This window comes from Pseudomonas sp. Eqa60, assembly GCF_018326405.1.
Classification (GTDB): Bacteria; Pseudomonadota; Gammaproteobacteria; order Pseudomonadales; family Pseudomonadaceae; genus Aquipseudomonas; species Aquipseudomonas protegens.
Map to the genome: position 1 here is coordinate 4,558,327 of NZ_AP024342.1, position 16,210 is coordinate 4,574,536.

A 16,210-nucleotide genomic window follows, 5' to 3' on the forward strand; every position below is an offset into this window, starting at 1 on the left:
AAACCAAGAGGCCGGTTGCATTCGTCAACGGCAATGCAAACCTGTGATAACAAGAGCAATAGAGGTGCAAAAGATCTTCAGCCTCTGGACTGAAAGTGGACCGTATCCAACTTGAAACGATTTGCCCGCTTGTAGGTACCGAAGTCATTGAAACGAACTCCGGCCTTCCCCATGACTTCATGGGCATAGGGCGCCGTCATCTGTCGAAGATAAAAAGGATCTTTCACGACAAAATGGTGAATACTGTGAGTACTGCCAAAGTTGAAACAGAACAACTGGAACGGCCACAACAGCCAATGGTTCATTACTTGGGTTTGCTGTAGAGCATTGCGTGGCGCAACATCACCATAATAATGCATATTGGAACTGATGAAATACAGGCAGAACTGTCGAATCATATTCGGCGCAACAACAATGACCACTGCACAATCAATCACGTTCATCACTTGCAGCACTAACGGCGAACTTGGTGGCGGCACTCCTGCCAGGCCGCCCAGCCAGGTAGACAAGTGATAACCCAGGAACACATACCAGCTGCCCCAGTACAGGAGCCCGAAAGGGGTATTGAGGCGAATGATCCTGGCCAGCAGTTTCATTTTCTGCCGCCAGCCCGGCGCGCAGACCGCATTTACAAAGCCGAACAGGAAGCCATCCATCAGCTTCAGCAGCCTGAGAATGCCCCAGGGGTTGCCGCTGGTGGTGATCCAGGCCTCGACATCGGTGGCGGTTCCGGATTCCTTGTGATGATGAAAGTGCAGGCCGCGCCTGAGCCAGGGGCTGGGCATTCCCGGGCGCGTCAGCCAGCACAGCAGCATCATGAAGTTATGGGCCAGAGGCTGTTTCCGGAAATACAGACGGTGAATCAGGTCATGTTCAAGTTCATGAATGATCGAGGTCGACAGCGCGTTTACCAAGATGCACAACCACGCGGGCATGATGCCCTTCACATACAACACACAAGTCACCACCATAACTGTCACCGAAACAGCCATGGCACTTGCACCCAGGGCGTTCTGATAGTTCAGGACAGGATAGCGTCTGCGTAGTTCGTTACCATGCTCGGTAATTTGGCGGGTGACTTCTTCGATCTTTTGCTGGTCAGTTACGGAGCGACCGCAATCAAGTTCCTTTTCTATGGAGTTCATCACTTCATCCTTTGAAGAAAATGAGTGGAGGCGAACTTCAATAGAAAGACATACTTCGATAGCAAAACAACCAATTGGGCCGAAACGGCGGCTACAACTGATAAGTGGCCCCCTGGACCGCTGGTTTTTTTAATAACTGTTATGAATGACCCAGCAGTCCACTTTGGAACTATTAGTTCGCCACTACTGAGCCTCTTCGGATAAGTCCTGAAGAACTTTCAAGATTGCTTCATTGTCGAACAACCCATCAACGTGCAAAACCTCAAACTTCAACGAAAGTAGGGGCAACTGCACTAAACCTGACTCGCTCGACGCAGGACCGCAGCAACCTGCCAGCCCTCTCCCCCCTGAGGCGACATCGCAGGCGCAGCCCAGGGAAAAGCCCGAGACGCTACGGAAAATGACCCATTTCATGCAAAAAACCGCTCTAACACACTGTTTTCCTGTACCTTTGGTCCAAATATCCGAGAAATGTCACGATCCAGCACACGGCCGCTGACTGTTTTCCCATGCGCAAACTTCTCTACATCACCCTCACCCTGGCCCTGCTTGCCGCCATCACCAGCTACGCCATCTGGACCCGTGATCGTCCAGGGGCGCACTACCTGTCGGACCTGCGTATCCAGCTCGCGGTGGACCAGGGTGTGCCTGCCGACCACGGCAACCTGCTGGCAATCCAGCCCGAGCTGTTCCCCACCGACTACCAGAGCATCGAGCGCCTGCATCGCAAGCTTGCGGCCTACATGCAGCAAGCCCGTGACAAGGGCCTGGTCAATGACAAGACCATCGTCGTGCTGCCCGAGCATGTCGGCACCTGGCTGATGGTCAGTGGTGAAAAGAATGAGCTGTATCAGGCCACCTCTCTGAAAGAGGCAATGAACTGGCTGGCGGTGAGCAACCCGCTGCCGTTTCTCAAGGCGCTGATCAGCGCCAGGGGTGACAGCCGCCTGGACGATGCGTACCTGCGCATGAAGGCCAAGAGGATGGCTCGGGACTATCAGTCGTTGTTCGGCGGCCTGGCCAAGGAGTTTCATGTGACCCTGGTGGCCGGCAGCATCATTCTTCCAGAACCCAGTGTCAGCCAGGGCAACCTGCAGATCGGCAGCGGCGCCCTGTACAACAGCAGCCTGGTGTTTGGCAGCGATGGCCTGCCCATGGGCCAGCCCCAGCGGCAGATCTACCCGACCTACGCCGAAAGCGGCTACGTGAAGGGCGATGCCGACAAAGCGCTGGAGGTTATCGACACCCCGGCCGGGCGCCTCGGTGTGCTGATCGGCAGCGACAGCTGGTACCCCGACAACTACCGCAAGCTCAATGACCAGCACGCCCAACTGGTGGCGGTCCCGGCCTTTGTCATGGGCCGTGATGGCTGGGACAAACCCTGGCGCGGATACAAGAGCATCGCCACCCCCAGCGAAGTCAGCCTCAAGCCCGAGGAAGTCAGCGAGGGGGAGGCCTGGCATCGCCTGACACTGACTGCGCGCGCACCCAGCAGCCTGGCCAGCGCCGGGGTCAGCGTGTTCCTGCGCGGTCAGTTCTGGGACCAACGCAGCAGTGGCCAGAGTTTCATCAACAGCAACGGCCAGACCTTTGCCGACGACGGCAACCGCGGCGCCCGCCTGCTGAACATCTGGTTGTAGGCCAATGAAAACCCCACCGATGCGCCTGGGCGACTTGTCGGTGGGCTTCGTCCATAGCCTGGTGGACGCGGTCCTCAGCTACGGGCAGGACCCCACCCCCTTGCTGGAACAGTACGCCCTGGACGCCGCGCGCCTGGGCGAAGCCGGAGCGCGGCTGTCAATCCCGCGCTACATGCGCCTGGGCCACGGGGCGATCCAGCTGACCGGAGACCCGGCCCTGGGCTTGCGCATGGGCCGCCTGAGCCGGCTGAGCCAGGCCGGCCTGGCCGGAGTGACCGCAACCCAGGCCCCCACCGTGCGCGAAGCAGCCCGCTGCCTGACCCGCTTCGAAGCTCTGTATGGCTCCAACTATCGCGGCCAGTCGAGCTTTCACGAGGATGCCAGCGGCGCCTGGCTGTGCTTCTACTCCATCAGCCCGTACAACGCCTACAACCGCTTCGTGGTGGACTCGATCATCTCCGGCTGGCTGCAGCAGTTGTCCAGCGTCGCCGACCAGGCGATCCACGCCGAACAGATCGATATCGAATTCCAGCGCCCGGACTACCACGAGGCCTATGCGGTGCTCGGCCCCACGCCTATCCAGTTCGGCGCCGAACAGAACCAGCTGCGCCTGAGCCAGGCCAGCCTGGGCCTGCGCAACCCGCAGCATTGCCCGAGCACCTGGCGGCATCTGGTGCAGTTGTGCGAGAGAGAACTGGAACAACTGACCCGCACCCGCAGCCTGCGCGAACGCATCATTCAGATGCTGGGGCCTTTGCTCAATGGCGGTCGCGAGCCGGGCCTGGAAGAAGTGGCGATGCGCCTGAAGCTGCCGACCTGGACCCTGCGGCGCAAGCTGGCGGAAGAAGGGACGCAGTTCCGGGCAATTCTCAATGACACCCGCCGCGACCTGGCCATGACCTACATTCGCGATACTGAACTGGCGTTCGGGGAGATTGCCTATCTGCTGGGCTTTGCCTCAGCCGAGGCGTTTCAACGGGCCTTCAAGCGCTGGAATGGCCAGACCCCCGGGGATTTTCGCCGCAGCCACCGACAATTCGGCTAGAGAAACGGTAAAAAAAACGCCACCGGCGTTACAGCTCGGTGGCGTCTTCTGCAGGTTCCAGAGGATCCAGCTCGAAAGCCTGATACTCCAGCAGTTCCTCTTGGTATTCGTCCATGGCGGACTCCTTTTTCCGTTGTTGAAAGACCTTGTTCAATAGCCCTGTGCCTAATGACCATCGGGATCAGCATAAAGTGCCGGGATGACAGAAAAAATACTACCCCCCAGGTCAGGATTTCTATCATTAAAACGTAACAGCCCGTGAGGAATTTAACCCTCGAACACAGATGCAACTGCAACGATTGCAATTGCAATCATATTTGCCAATCCGTTAGGGTAGCCGCTCTCCCCCCTTGCGGACGGCGCCGAGCATGAACCCATCCTCACTTTTTCCCACTCGCCACAAGGCCCTCGCGCAACAGGCGGCCCAGGCCTGCCTGGACCTGCTCAGGAGCGCCCGCCCCCCTGGCGGTTCGCCACTCAACACCGTGCTGGAGATGGCCAATACCCTGGAGCTGGACCGGCGCACCGCACGCCAGTCCTTTGTGGTGCGCAGCCACAGCGCACCACAAAGGAGTACCCGGATCAGCGCCTGGCCATTGTGGTTCTCCACCGACAGCGCGGAAAAACCCCTGCTCTATCTGCACCGCTGCAGTTCTTCGGCGCAGTTGTGCGCGGTCAGCGCCGAGACCGCGGCGCGGGGCATCCTGTGCAACGACAGTGAGACCCAAACCTCCCCATGGCCCAAGGGTGCCGACCCGTCACTGGCGTTGTGGCTGGCCCACAACCCGCACTGCCTGCCATTCGACCCGGCCACTGGCGCGGAGGCCGAGGCGATTATCCTGGAGGCCCTGCAACGCCTGTATATCGAGGGCCAGCCAGGCTTCTACTACCTGGCCCTGCATGACCATGAGCTGCAACTGGAACTGACGCCCGAGCAACGGCAAGCCGCATTGCAGGGGATGTACAAGGTGACGGACACCACTGCCCACCCAGCGGCGGGGCGCGTGCGACTGCTGGGCGCCGGCCGGGCGTTTGCCCAGGTCAGGGCCGCGGCGGATCTGCTGCAGCGTGATTGGAAGGTGGCCAGCCAGCTCTGGAGTTGCCCCAGCTACACCCGCCTGGCGCGGGAAGCGGCTGCGGCGCAGCATTGGAATCGCCTGCATCCTGGGCAGGAGAAGCGCGGCTCACACCTGCAGCGCTGCCTGGCGGATGACTCGGCGCCCGTGATTGCAGTGACTGGCTACGGCCAGGCGGTGGCCGAACAGCTACGCCCTCACCTCAAGGCCGAGCTGGTGGCCCTGGGCACCGACTCCTTCGATGCCGCCCGCGACCCGCGACGCGGCCGCTGCCCCGAGGCTCGCTGGATCGCCGTGCTGGCGCTCAAGAGCCTGGCAGACGCTGGGCAATTGCCCATGCAATGCGTGGAACAGGCCATGGCGACCTATGGCCTGCCCTGACGGTACCGTGCTCAGCCCCTGGAGCCTGTGTCGCCACCATTGGCCGCCGCCCGAGCCAGGGTCGCGGTGCGTTCCAGGGCATCGGCAAAGGCGTGTTTCTGCTCGCTGTCCAGTTGCGAGAGAAACAGCTCGGCCACTGTCGCCTCGTAGATTTTCCACATCTTCTTGCGCAGCTTTCGGCCTTCGTCGGTGATGCTGACAAAGGCCGCGCGACCATCGCCCTCACAGCGCGAGCGCTGCACCAGGCCGTCTTTTTCCAGGCGATCCACCAGGCGTGTGAGGTTGTAGCGCTCGATGGCCAGCACATCGGCCAATTCGTGCATGCGCCGGGTACCTTCGGCGCCGCTTTCCAGGCCCCAGAGGGCGTCGTACCAGGCGTACGCCGGCAAGCCGGCCTGGGCCAGGCGGCGCTCGATTTCGCGAATCACCGTCCGGTGAGCCCTGACAAAACGGAACCAGACATCGGGCTCTTTTGAAGACATGCCACACCATCCGAAGGTTTGAAGAAGGGTTGCAATAGTAGCGCATGCCGGGATAGATTCGGCCATGTAGTTGCAATTGCAATTACTTTTCCCGGCGCCGAATACCCTCCGATTCCACAAGAATCCGCGCGCTGGAACCCCGCCCAACACGGAGCCAGGTATGACCCAGAACAACAGTGCAACCCTCGATAACGATCCCCAGGAAACCCGCGAGTGGCTCGACTCTCTGGAGTCGGTGCTGACGGTGGAAGGTCGCCCGCGGGCCCATTACCTGATCGACCAGTTGCTGGATTTCGACGTGGCACGCCACGGCGACTTCCATGGCCGGGTGACCACGCCCTACATCAACACCATTGCCCCCGAGCGGCAGCTGCCCTACCCCGGCGACCTGGAGACCGAGCGCAAGCTCAACGCGATGATCCGCTGGAACGCCATGGCCATGGTGCTGCGCGCCGGCAAGCATTCGGGCGTGGGCGGCCACATCGCCACCTATGCTTCGGCAGCCGTGCTCTACGACGTGGGTTTCGATCATTTCTTCCGCGGCCGCAGCGACAGCTTCGACGGTGACATGGTGTACATCCAGGGCCACTCCTCCCCAGGCATCTACGGCCGCGCCTACCTGGAAGGCCGGATCAACGCCGCCCAGCTCGACAACTTCCGCCGCGAGGCCGATGGCCAGGGCATTTCCTCCTATCCGCACCCCAGGCTGATGCCGGACTTCTGGCAGTTCCCCACTGTATCCATGGGCCTGGGGCCGATCACCGCGGCCTATCAGGCGCGTTTCATGCGCTACCTGGAACTGCGCGGGCTCAAGCAGCACCAGGGGCGCAAGGTCTGGGCCTTCCTCGGCGACGGCGAAATGGACCAGCCCGAATCCCTGGCGGCGATTTCCCTGGCCGGGCGGGAGAAACTCGACAACCTGATCTTCGTCGTCAACTGCAACCTGCAACGCCTCGATGGCCCGGTACGGGGCAACGCCAAGGTCATCCAGGAGTTCGAAAGCCTGTATCGCGCCGCCGGCTGGAACGTGATCAAGGTGATCTGGGGCAGCGGCTGGGACGCGCTGCTGGAGAAGGACCGCAGCGGCCTGCTGCGCCAGCGCATGATGGAGTGCGTGGATGGCGACTATCAGAACTACAAGTCGCAGAACGGCGCCTATGTGCGCGAGCATTTCTTCGGCAAGTACCCGCAATTGCTGGAGCTGGTGGCCGATCTCTCGGACGAGCAGATCTGGAAGCTCTCCCGGGGCGGCCACGACCCGATCAAGGTCTACAACGCCTATGCCGCCGCAGTACGCCACAGCGGCCGTCCCACGGTGATCCTGGCGAAAACCGTCAAGGGCTTCGGCATGGGCGAGGCCGGCGAAGGCCAGAACATCAACCACCAGTTGAAGAAGATGGGGGCCGAGGCAGTGAAGGCCTTCCGTGATCGCTTCGAACTGCCGGTCAGCGATGAGCAACTGGCTGAAATGCCCTACCTCAAGCCCGCGGCGGACAGCACGGAAGGCCGTTACTTCGCAGCCTGTCGCAGCCGCCTGGGGGGCTATGTGCCGGCTCGCTACAACGACTGCGCACCGCTGCAGATCCCGGCCCTGGAAGCCTTCGCCACCCAGCTCAAGGACACCGGCGACCGGGCGATCTCCACCACCATGGCCTTCGTGCGCATCCTCGGCACCCTGCTCAAGGACCCGCAGATCGGCAAGCGGGTGGTGCCGATCGTGCCTGACGAGTCGCGCACCTTCGGCATGGAAAGCCTGTTCCGCCAGATCGGCATCCACTCGGCGGTGGGCCAGCTCTATACCCCACAGGATGCCGGGCAACTGAGCTACTACAAGGAGAGCAAGGACGGCCAGATCATGCAGGAGGGCCTGAACGAATCCGGGGCGATTTCCTCATGGATCGCCGCCAGTACCTCCTACAGCAACCACCAGGTCATGACCCTGCCCTTCTACATCTTCTATTCGATGTTCGGCTTCCAAAGGATTGGTGACCTGGCCTGGGCCGCCGGCGATGCGCGGGCCCGGGGCTTCCTGCTGGGCGCCACGTCCGGGCGCACCACGCTGATGGGCGAAGGCCTGCAGCACGACGACGGCCACAGCCATATCCTCGCCTCGGTGATCCCCTGCTGCATCTCCTACGACCCGACCTTCGCCTATGAACTGGCGGTGATCATCCATGAAGGCATGCAGCGCATGTATGTGCAGCAGGAGGATGTGTATTACTACATCACCCTGCTCAACGAAAACTACCCGCAACCGGCCATGCCCGAAGGTGCTCGCGAAGGCATTCTCAAGGGCTTGTACCGCTTCAGCTCAAGCACCGCCCAGGGCGCCAAAGCCCCGCGGGTGCAACTGATGGGCAGCGGCTCGATCCTGCGCGAGGTGATCGCCGCCGGGCAGCTGCTGGAGAAGGACTTCGGGGTGCAGAGCGACATCTGGAGTGCCACCAGCCTCACCGAACTGCGCCGCCAGGGCCTGGCGGCGGAGCGCTGGAACCTGCTGCATCCGCAGCAGCCTCGGCGAGCGGCCTATGTCGAGCAATGCCTGGAAGGCCATCAAGGCCCGCTGGTGGTGGCCACCGACTACATGAAACTGTTCGCCGACCAGATCCGCCCCTTCGTCGAGGGTCGGCGCTTCGTCGCCCTGGGCACCGACGGCTTCGGCCAGTCCGATACCCGGGAAAACCTGCGGCAGTTGTTCGAGGTGGACCGGCATTTCATCGCCCTGGCGGCGTTGAAAGCCCTGGCCGATGACGGGGAGATACCCTACAGCCAGGTCGGCGAAGCCTTGAGCCGCTATCGGATCGACGCTGAAAAAGTCGACCCGAGCTCGGTCTAGGAGCCTTAGTGCCCGCTGCTCGGCAGGGCCGGAATCGGCTCGCTGGGCGGCGGCAGGTTGCTGGCCGGTGGCGGCGTGACGGTTTGTGTGGCGGGCGCTGGCTCGCTGCTGGCTGCCGGCACTATCGGCGCCGCCTCGACCGGAGGAGCCAGGGGTTGCGAGACCGCAGGCTCAGGCTCGGTGGCGGGTGCCGGCGCGGCCACAGGGGCAGGCTCGACCACTGGCTGCGCCTTGGGCTCGGGCTTGGCTGGCGCCTCGGGCTTGTTCTCGGGAACCCCGAGGTCGGCCTTGGGTTTCTCTTCGATATGCGCCGCCTTCTTCGCTTCCTGGGGCAGGAACAACTCCACCAGGGCGAAATAGCGGTCATAGAACTTGGCCGAGGACACGGTTTCGCTGGCCACCTTGACCATCGAATCATCGGTAGAGCCGATCGGCATCGACACCGAGCCCAGCACGCCCACGCCGAGGCTGGCCGAGTTGTTCACCTTCTTCAGCGCATAGCGATCCTGCAGGGCGTTGGCGAACATCGTCGAACGCTGGTCGCCGCTGCCGTCCTGGGCACAAACCACGTTGAAGCTGATTTCCAGGTGGGTCTCGCCGGTCTGCTGGAAGCTCTTGTGGCCGCTGACCAGCTTCGGATCGTTGCTGGTGATGATGTAGCCCTGGCTGAGCAGGGCACGCCGCGCGGCCTCACAGGAGGCGGCATCGCTCACCGGGTAATTGCGCGAAAACGTGCCGGAATCATCGAAGCTTTCGTGCTCGTAGATGGCGGTCTTGTGCGACGAACAGCCGGCCACCGCAGACAGCAGCAACACCCCGGCCGTGGCGCGCAGATGAAATGATTTAAACATCGAGAATCCTGAGGAAAACGCTCCGGCGCGTATTGTGCAACAGATCAGCGTCCCGCAGCGCGGGTAATTGGTGCCTTAAATTTCTCATCAGTTTACTGACCACTGTTTGCCGGAAAAAGTCGCTCGCTCAAGTGCTCGATCAACACCCGCAGCTTGGCCGCTGCATGTCGGCTCGAGGGCCACAACACCCAGAAGGCGCCGTTGTGCTCCAGGTATGGGTCGAGCACGGTTTGCAACTCGCCACGGCGCACCGCGGCCTGGACCATGAAGTCCGGCAGGCAGGCAATGCCCAGCCCGCTGCGCGCCGCGTGCTCCACCGCCTCGATGGAGCTGCTGGTCAGGCGAGTGGGCAGCACCGGCTCCGGCGCATCCGCTTGAACCTTGAAGGGCCAGGCCTCGAGCTTGCCAGTGTGGTGAAAGGTATGCCGCAGGCAGGAGTGACTGCGCAATTCCTGCGGGGTCTGCGGCACGCCGCGCTGCTGGAAATAGCCGGGGCTGCCCACCAGCACCATGCGAAAGCGCCCCAGCTGCCGGGCCAGCAACCGCGAGTCCTTGGGGTTGCCGGTGCGCACTACCAGGTCGAAACCCTCTTCCACCACATCCACCATGCGATCGGAGAGGTCGATATCCAGCTCGATCTGCGGATAGCGTTGCATGAACTCGGCCAGTACCGGCATCAACAACCCATGGACCTGCGGCGCGCTGACCCGCAGCTTGCCCACCGGCGCGCTGGAAGAGTCACATAGCTGGAACTCCGCCGCCTCGACTTCGGCGGCGATCCTGCGGCAGCGTTCGAGGAATCCGGCGCCTTCGGCGGTGAGGCTGATGCTGCGGGTGGTGCGATGAAACAGACGAGTCTCCAGGCGCTCCTCCAGACGGGCAATACTTTTGCCAACCGCCGAGGAAGAGACTCCCAGAAGGCGCCCCGCTTCGGTGAAGCTGCGGGTTTCCGCCACCTGCATAAACACCGGGATACTGCCGAGCCAGTCCATCGCGTCGCTCCGAAATTAAGGACACCTGTGTCCGATAAGTTCGGAACCTTAGCCTATTTTTCCGCCATGAACAGCGCCCTACCCTAGGCCCCTCACTTCCGAACCCACCCATCGGGGCCTTTCCATGAGCAATTGCGTCAATGCCTGCGAACCCTTGCAAGTACCTGCCACAACCCACGAACGCCTGCCTGTCGGCGGCCTGCTGGCCCTGGCCACTGCCGGGTTCATCACCCTGATGACCGAAACCCTGCCCGCCGGCCTGCTACCGCAGATGAGTGCCGACCTGGGCGTGTCTGCAGCGCTGATCGGCCAACTGGTGACCGTCTACGCCCTGGGCTCACTGCTGGCGGCCATTCCGCTGATCCTCCTCACCCAGGGCTGGCGGCGCCGGCCCCTGCTGCTGATCGCCATCGGCGGTTTCGCCGTGGTCAACAGCATCACGGCCCTCTCCACCGAATACAGCCTGATCCTGGTGGCGCGCTTCTTTGCCGGAGTCTTCGCCGGCTTGCTCTGGGCCCTAGTGGCAGGTTATGCCAGCCGCATGGTGGCGCCACACTTGCAGGGCCGGGCGATTACCCTGGCCATGCTCGGCGCGCCGCTGGCGCTGTCGGTGGGCATGCCCGCCGGGACCTGGCTGGGCGCCCTGCTGGGCTGGCGCATGAGTTTCGCCGTGATGACTGTGCTGACCCTGGGCCTGATCGGCTGGGTACTGGTGCAAGTGCCGGACTTCCCCGGGCTGCGGGCGCAGAAGCGCCTGTCGCTGAGTCGTGTCCTGACCCTGCCGGGGATCCGGCCGGTGCTGTTCGTGACCTTCGCCTATGTGCTGGGCCACAACATTCTCTACACCTACATCGCGCCTTTTCTTGAGCCGGCCGGGCTTGGCGGGGAAATCGAGCGGGTGTTGCTGGTGTTCGGCCTGGCCGCCTTGCTGAGCATCTGGCTGGTGGGCCTGCTGATCGACCGCTGGCTGCGTGAGCTGGTACTGGCCAGCTGTCTGCTGTTTATCGGCTCGACCCTGCTGCTGGGCCTGCTCGGCGACCGGCCACTGGCAATCTATGGGGCAATCGCTATCTGGGGGCTGTCCTTTGGCGGCATGGCCACCTTGCTGCAGACTGCGCTGGCCAAGGCCGCCGGCGAGCACGCCGATACTGCGCAGTCGATGCTGGTGACCCTGTGGAACCTGGCAATCGCCGGTGGCGGCCTGGGCGGCGCGCTGCTGCTGCAGGGGCCGGGCGTGGCCACCTTCCCCTGGGTGATTGCCGCCCTGTTGCTGGTGACCCTGCTAGTGGCGATGAACGCCCGACGCGAGGGCTTCCCTGCCCGGGCTTAAAATCCGGCTCCCGGCTCGGGTGGCCGGGGCTCCAGCACCAGGGCTCGAGAAAGAATGCCTAGCCTTGCGAAGCAGGGTTCGCCGGCAAGGCGCCCTCTACCTTCGCCCCTGCACTGGAGCGGGCTTTACGGCTGCGTACCAGCGGCCAGAACAACTCTTGCGTCCAGCTCACGGGTGCCAAGTGTTCGATGCCATAGGCAACGGGCCGGCGCCGAGTGATCTTCGCCGTACCAAACAGCACATCCCAGAGGAACAGCAGGTTGCCGAAGTTGCCCTTGTAATGGGTCACACCATCCTCGGCGCTCAGGCCGTGGTGCGCCGAATGGGTGGACGGCGTAGAAAAGACCCGCTCCAGCAACCACATCAGCGGCCGCAGAAAACCGATGCGGTACAGCTTGTCATCCCAGGCCACACTGCTGTGAGCGGCGAAGATCACCGTCATCTTGAGAATCAGGTAACCGTAGTAGACCGGCGCCAGCCCCAGATAAATCAGCACTCCCGAGAACCAGATGCCGGGCATCAGCAGGTAATAGAAGCTGTTGTTGCGGTAGACGATGCGAATGCTCATGTAGGGCGCCGAATGGTGCGCGCGATGCAACGCGTACAGCGCCGGTACGCGGTGGGTCAATCGGTGCCACCAGTACTGGGTCATGTCATCGAAGACCAGGAACAGCAGCAGGCCGAGTACCCAGGGGATCTGTGCCAGTGCTCCCTTTGCTTCGGGCAGCGATAGCTGCATGAGCGCGCCGCTGGCCCACATCACCAGGGGAAAGGTCACACCGAGCAACAGGCTTGAGCCCACCGCCTCGATCAACACATCACGGCGCTGGCCGCGAGGTTGGCCAAAGGCCGAACAGGTGATTTCCAGGAGGATGAAAAACACAAAGATCGCCGAAACGATCAGCAGCGGGTTGTTGGTCAGCAGGTCGTGGTTCATGGCATTCTCGCTCTTATCCTTGTGGGCATCGCCCCACCATTAGAGATCAGCAAGGCAGCCCGCTCTATGCGCGAACTGGACAGAATTCCGCGAGATCCGGCCAAGGGCATGGCCCCGCGTTTCCATCGCGGGCGCCTGGGTGAAGTCCTGCAACGCTTTCTCGATGACCAGAACACCGGCCCCCAGCAGGACTACAACCTGCTGCAGCTGGAGCAGCTGTGGCGCGCCGCGGCAGCGCTGGAGCCGGCCATCGGCCTCAAACTGTTCGAACGCTTCACCCCCAGGACTGGCACGTGATCGCCCACGCCAGCCTGTACTGTCCGGATGTCGCCGCGTCCATGGCGTTCTGGGTGCGCTACGCGCCCTTGGGTTCGGATACCGACCGGGTACAGCTGGTGGCGGATACCCGGGGGCCGGTGTCGAGGTTGATATCGACACATCGGCGCCACTCGGCCGCTACCTGATCGAGCACTATGGCGTCATGTCCATCACTCAGTTGCGCCGTGGCACCGGCCTTGCGGTGCAGCCGGTACTGGCCTGCTTCAGCCATCCACGCCCGGCCTATCACGCGCAGTACCATCACTGGTTCGGCAAGCGGATCGAATTCGATTGCCCGGCCAACCGTTTCTACTTCGACCCGCAAACCCTGCAACTGCCGCTGCAAACCCGCCACGCCGGCATGCTGGAACTGCTGAGCGAGGAGCTGGATCGACGGGTGGCCCTGCACCGGCGACAGAGCGGTTGGGCCGCCAAGGTGGCAGCGGCTTGTCGCCAGGCCCTGGCCGCCGGCCACTCACCAACCCTGGAAAGCCTTTGCGCGCAACTGCATCAAACCCCGCGAACGCTGCGGCGACGCCTGGAGGAACAGGGGTTGAGCTTTCGCGAATTGCTCGACCAGACCCGCGCCGAGCTGGAAATGCACCTGCAACTGCAAGGCGAATCCCGGGCCCAGATTGCCCTGCAGTTGGGCTACAACGATCAGGCGGCCTACCTGCATGCACGCAAACGCTGGAAGAACGCCCTTGGCTGAAGTTTTTTCCAGCCCAAAAAAAGACCCCGGCATTGCGGCCGGGGTCTTTTCAACACTGTGGGTCAGACATCAGTAACGCTTGATGTCCGCCTGGTTTTCCAGCTGCTTGCGGTAGGCGGCAAAGTCTTGCTGCCCTACCCGCGAGGCCAGGAAGCGACGGTATTGAGCCTTCTCTTCCTCGGTCGGCGCAGCGGCTTCGTTGACACCATTGAGCTGCAGCACCAACAGGTTGCCATTAGGCAGGGTCACGCTGGTGAAGGTCGGTTTGTCCTTGGACTCAGGCTTGGTCATGCGGAACAGCGCCTGCAGCACGGTCGGATCGATCCCTTCCTGGCCACGGGTCACGGCGTGCGCGACTTTCCAGTCCTGGCCATCCACCGGCTTGTTCAGCGCGGTCTTGCCGTCGCGCAGGCTGGCGATCAGCTCTTCAGCCTTGGTCTTGGCCGCGGCACTGGCGTGCTCTTTGGCCAATTGCGTGCGAATGGCACTGGCAACGCTTTCCAGTGGCAGTTGCTCAGGTTTGCGGTGCTCCTTGGCACGCAGCACTACCACGGTTTCCGGGTCCAGTTCGATGGCGGTGCTATTGGCACCCTCATCGAGGACTTCGGTGCTGAACGCCGCTTGTATCACGGCGCGGTTGGCTGCGATGCCGTCACCACCTTCACGGCCGAATGGCGCGGAAGTGTGGACAGTCAGCTTCAGGTCCTGGGCCGGTTGTGCCAGATCGGACGCTTCGAACGACGAGTCTTCCAGTTGCTTGGTGGCCTCGACGAAACGCTGCTCGACCTGCTGGGTCTTCAGATCCCGGGTCAGCTTGCCCTTGAGGCTGGCGAAGCTCGGCACTTCCGGCGCTTCGACACCCAGCAGCTTGATCAGGTGGAAACCGAAGTCGGTACGTACCGGCGCCGATACCTGGTCCTTGTTCAAGGCGTACAGGGCTTTCTCGAAGGTTGGGTCATAGACGCCAGGACCTGCGAAACCCAGGTCGCCGCCGTTGCTGGCCGAACCCGGGTCCTGGGAGAACTCCTTGGCCAGTGCCTCGAAGCTTTCGCCCTTGGCCAGACGTGCCTGGATCTCTTCGATCTTGGCCTTGGCCTGGGCCTCATTCACCTTGTCATTGACTTCGATGAGGATGTGCGCCGCGCGGCGTTGCTCGGACAGGTTGGCAATTTCCTTCTGATACAGCGCTTGCAGGTCCTCGTCCTTGACGCTGACCTGATCGAAGAAGGCGGCCTTCTTCAATTCGATGTAATCAATCACCACCTGGTCCGGAGTCATGAACTCCTTGGCGTGCTGGTCGTAGTACGCCTTGACCTCGTCGTCGGTCAACTTGACCGCTGCCGGGTCGGCCTTGATGGTCAGGGAAGCGAAGTCACGGGTCTGCTTTTCCAGACGGGCGAATGCCAGCACCTGGGCGTCGGTGACAAAACCGCTGCCTGCCAGACCGGCGCGTACCTGGCCGATCAGCATTTCCTGAGTCAGCATCTGGCGAAATTGCAGGCGGGTGTAACCCAGTTGACGGATCACCTGGTCGAAGCGCTCGGGGCTGAACTTGCCATCAACCTGGAACTCCGGCGTTTGCAGAATGACCTGGTCCAGCGCACCTTCGGAGAACGCGAACTTGGAATCCTGCGCACCTTGCAGCAACAGCTTGCGGTCGATCAGCCCTTTGAGAGCAGCTTCGCGCAGCATCTTCTCGTCCAGCAGGGAGGCATCGAAGTCTTTGCCCAGCTGCTGCATCAACTGACGACGTTGCATGTCGACGGCCTGGCTCAACTCGTTCTGAGTGATTTCCTCACCGTTGACCTTGGCCGCGTCCTGATTGTGGGTAGTGGCCTTGAAAATGGCATCGAATCCCGTCAACGCCAACAGCGCGACGATAACCCCGATGATGGTTTTGGCAATCCAGCCTTGTGAATTGTCCCTGATATTCTGCAGCATGCGTCCCCCAGAAACGGTTGTACTTCAATTTGAGCAACCGTGGAGCGTGGGTAGAGTCCGGATAGAAGAAAGGCGCATCCGAGGATGCGCCTTCTCGTAACTGGCGGAGCGGACGAAGGTTAAACCCGCGACCCTCGGCGTGAACCGGTGGTAGACCGGTTGACTAGCGCCCCGCTGCCAGATCAGGCATGACCCCGACCCGGATGGGCAAAGACCCTGAAGAAACTTAGTTAACGGCTTCTTTCAGTGCTTTACCGGCTTTGAAACCTGGCTTTTTAGCAGCAGCGATTTCCAGAGTCTTACCGGTCTGTGGGTTACGACCGATACGCGCTGGACGATCAGTTACGGAGAAAGTACCGAAACCAACCAGCACCACAGAGTCACCGGCCTTCAGAGCGCCAGTAACGGATTCGATTACTGCGTCCAGCGCACGGCCAGCAGCAGCTTTCGGGAGATCAGCAGATGCAGCGATAGCATCAATCAGTTCCGACTTGTTCACTCTAAGTCCCCTTATATATCTATGA

The 16,210-nt window shown here is 62.0% G+C and carries 13 protein-coding genes and 1 pseudogene; 6 read left to right on the forward strand and 8 right to left on the reverse strand.

The genetic code is table 11. The features are described from left to right. Nucleotides 1–77: 77 nt before the first annotated feature. On the reverse strand, nt 78–1,145 hold the full coding sequence (locus KI242_RS20505; RefSeq protein ID WP_212805489.1) for a fatty acid desaturase: 1,068 nt from the start codon (nt 1,143–1,145) through the stop codon (nt 78–80). Between the two features lie 509 nt (nt 1,146–1,654). Here KI242_RS20505 and KI242_RS20510 point away from each other — a divergent pair. Further along, the gene (locus KI242_RS20510; RefSeq protein WP_015636340.1) at nt 1,655–2,785 is read left to right on the forward strand and encodes a carbon-nitrogen hydrolase family protein; all 1,131 of its coding nucleotides are present in this window, start codon (nt 1,655–1,657) and stop codon (nt 2,783–2,785) included. 4 nt (nt 2,786–2,789) lie between these two features. Next, a complete protein-coding gene (locus KI242_RS20515) occupies nt 2,790–3,830 on the forward strand; it encodes an AraC family transcriptional regulator (protein ID WP_212805490.1) in 1,041 nt (346 codons plus the stop codon). Nucleotides 3,831–3,858: 28 nt separating this feature from the next. On the opposite strand, the gene KI242_RS32005 is transcribed toward KI242_RS20515, so the two are convergent. Further along, nucleotides 3,859–3,984, reverse strand: coding sequence for a hypothetical protein (locus KI242_RS32005; RefSeq protein WP_011062261.1), 126 nt, complete (start codon nt 3,982–3,984; stop codon nt 3,859–3,861). Between the two features lie 214 nt (nt 3,985–4,198). On the opposite strand from KI242_RS32005, the gene KI242_RS20520 reads away from it, so the two are divergent. After that, on the forward strand, nt 4,199–5,287 hold the full coding sequence (locus tag KI242_RS20520) for a pyruvate dehydrogenase (RefSeq protein ID WP_065363211.1): 1,089 nt from the start codon (nt 4,199–4,201) through the stop codon (nt 5,285–5,287). Between the two features lie 11 nt (nt 5,288–5,298). Here the strand turns inward: KI242_RS20520 and KI242_RS20525 are convergent, their stop codons facing one another. Next, on the reverse strand, nt 5,299–5,769 hold the full coding sequence (locus KI242_RS20525; RefSeq protein ID WP_053152753.1) for a MarR family transcriptional regulator: 471 nt from the start codon (nt 5,767–5,769) through the stop codon (nt 5,299–5,301). Nucleotides 5,770–5,929: 160 nt separating this feature from the next. Here KI242_RS20525 and aceE point away from each other — a divergent pair, with 160 nt between their 5' ends. After that, complete coding sequence (aceE, locus tag KI242_RS20530) at nt 5,930–8,605, forward strand: pyruvate dehydrogenase (acetyl-transferring), homodimeric type (RefSeq protein ID WP_077934514.1); 2,676 nt, start codon at nt 5,930–5,932, stop codon at nt 8,603–8,605. A 5-nt stretch (nt 8,606–8,610) separates the two neighbouring features. Here aceE and KI242_RS20535 read toward each other — a convergent pair whose 3' ends face one another. Together KI242_RS20535 and KI242_RS20540 are read right to left on the reverse strand one after the other, a co-directional pair. Continuing rightward, nucleotides 8,611–9,456 (reverse strand): DUF2242 domain-containing protein, encoded by an 846-nt coding sequence (locus KI242_RS20535; protein WP_015636345.1) that lies wholly within the window; start codon nt 9,454–9,456, stop codon nt 8,611–8,613. Between the two features lie 92 nt (nt 9,457–9,548). After that, nucleotides 9,549–10,448 carry a LysR family transcriptional regulator gene (locus KI242_RS20540; RefSeq protein WP_011062266.1) on the reverse strand — a complete coding sequence of 300 codons (900 nt, stop codon included), beginning with the start codon at nt 10,446–10,448 and terminating at the stop codon, nt 9,549–9,551. A gap of 124 nt (nt 10,449–10,572) precedes the next feature. Here KI242_RS20540 and KI242_RS20545 point away from each other — a divergent pair, with 124 nt between their 5' ends. Further along, nucleotides 10,573–11,778 carry an MFS transporter gene (locus tag KI242_RS20545; RefSeq protein ID WP_015636346.1) on the forward strand — a complete coding sequence of 402 codons (1,206 nt, stop codon included), beginning with the start codon at nt 10,573–10,575 and terminating at the stop codon, nt 11,776–11,778. 58 nt (nt 11,779–11,836) lie between these two features. Here KI242_RS20545 and KI242_RS20550 read toward each other — a convergent pair whose 3' ends face one another. After that, the gene (locus KI242_RS20550) at nt 11,837–12,715 is read right to left on the reverse strand and encodes a sterol desaturase family protein (protein ID WP_015636347.1); all 879 of its coding nucleotides are present in this window, start codon (nt 12,713–12,715) and stop codon (nt 11,837–11,839) included. A gap of 66 nt (nt 12,716–12,781) precedes the next feature. Here KI242_RS20550 and KI242_RS32055 point away from each other — a divergent pair. After that, nucleotides 12,782–13,745 (forward strand): annotated as a pseudogene (locus tag KI242_RS32055) (AraC family transcriptional regulator ligand-binding domain-containing protein). Between the two features lie 69 nt (nt 13,746–13,814). On the opposite strand, the gene KI242_RS20560 reads toward KI242_RS32055, so the two are convergent. Together KI242_RS20560 and KI242_RS20565 are read right to left on the reverse strand one after the other, a co-directional pair. Then, on the reverse strand, nt 13,815–15,686 hold the full coding sequence (locus KI242_RS20560) for a SurA N-terminal domain-containing protein (RefSeq protein WP_015636349.1): 1,872 nt from the start codon (nt 15,684–15,686) through the stop codon (nt 13,815–13,817). 226 nt (nt 15,687–15,912) lie between these two features. Further along, complete coding sequence (locus KI242_RS20565; RefSeq protein ID WP_011062271.1) at nt 15,913–16,185, reverse strand: HU family DNA-binding protein; 273 nt, start codon at nt 16,183–16,185, stop codon at nt 15,913–15,915. Nucleotides 16,186–16,210 lie beyond the last annotated feature (25 nt).

Bases quoted from the DNA above. Each gene is read 5' to 3' on its own strand.
- KI242_RS20560 (WP_015636349.1), bottom strand. From the start codon at position 15,686: ATGCTGCAGAATATCAGGGACAATTCACAAGGCTGGATTGCCAAAACC.
- aceE (WP_077934514.1), top strand. From the start codon at position 5,930: ATGACCCAGAACAACAGTGCAACCCTCGATAACGATCCCCAGGAAACC.
- KI242_RS20545 (WP_015636346.1), top strand. From the start codon at position 10,573: ATGAGCAATTGCGTCAATGCCTGCGAACCCTTGCAAGTACCTGCCACA.
- KI242_RS20535 (WP_015636345.1), bottom strand. From the start codon at position 9,456: ATGTTTAAATCATTTCATCTGCGCGCCACGGCCGGGGTGTTGCTGCTG.
- KI242_RS20510 (WP_015636340.1), top strand. From the start codon at position 1,655: ATGCGCAAACTTCTCTACATCACCCTCACCCTGGCCCTGCTTGCCGCC.
- KI242_RS20520 (WP_065363211.1), top strand. From the start codon at position 4,199: ATGAACCCATCCTCACTTTTTCCCACTCGCCACAAGGCCCTCGCGCAA.
- KI242_RS20505 (WP_212805489.1), bottom strand. From the start codon at position 1,145: ATGAACTCCATAGAAAAGGAACTTGATTGCGGTCGCTCCGTAACTGAC.
- KI242_RS20550 (WP_015636347.1), bottom strand. From the start codon at position 12,715: ATGAACCACGACCTGCTGACCAACAACCCGCTGCTGATCGTTTCGGCG.
- KI242_RS20525 (WP_053152753.1), bottom strand. From the start codon at position 5,769: ATGTCTTCAAAAGAGCCCGATGTCTGGTTCCGTTTTGTCAGGGCTCAC.
- KI242_RS20540 (WP_011062266.1), bottom strand. From the start codon at position 10,448: ATGGACTGGCTCGGCAGTATCCCGGTGTTTATGCAGGTGGCGGAAACC.
- KI242_RS20515 (WP_212805490.1), top strand. From the start codon at position 2,790: ATGAAAACCCCACCGATGCGCCTGGGCGACTTGTCGGTGGGCTTCGTC.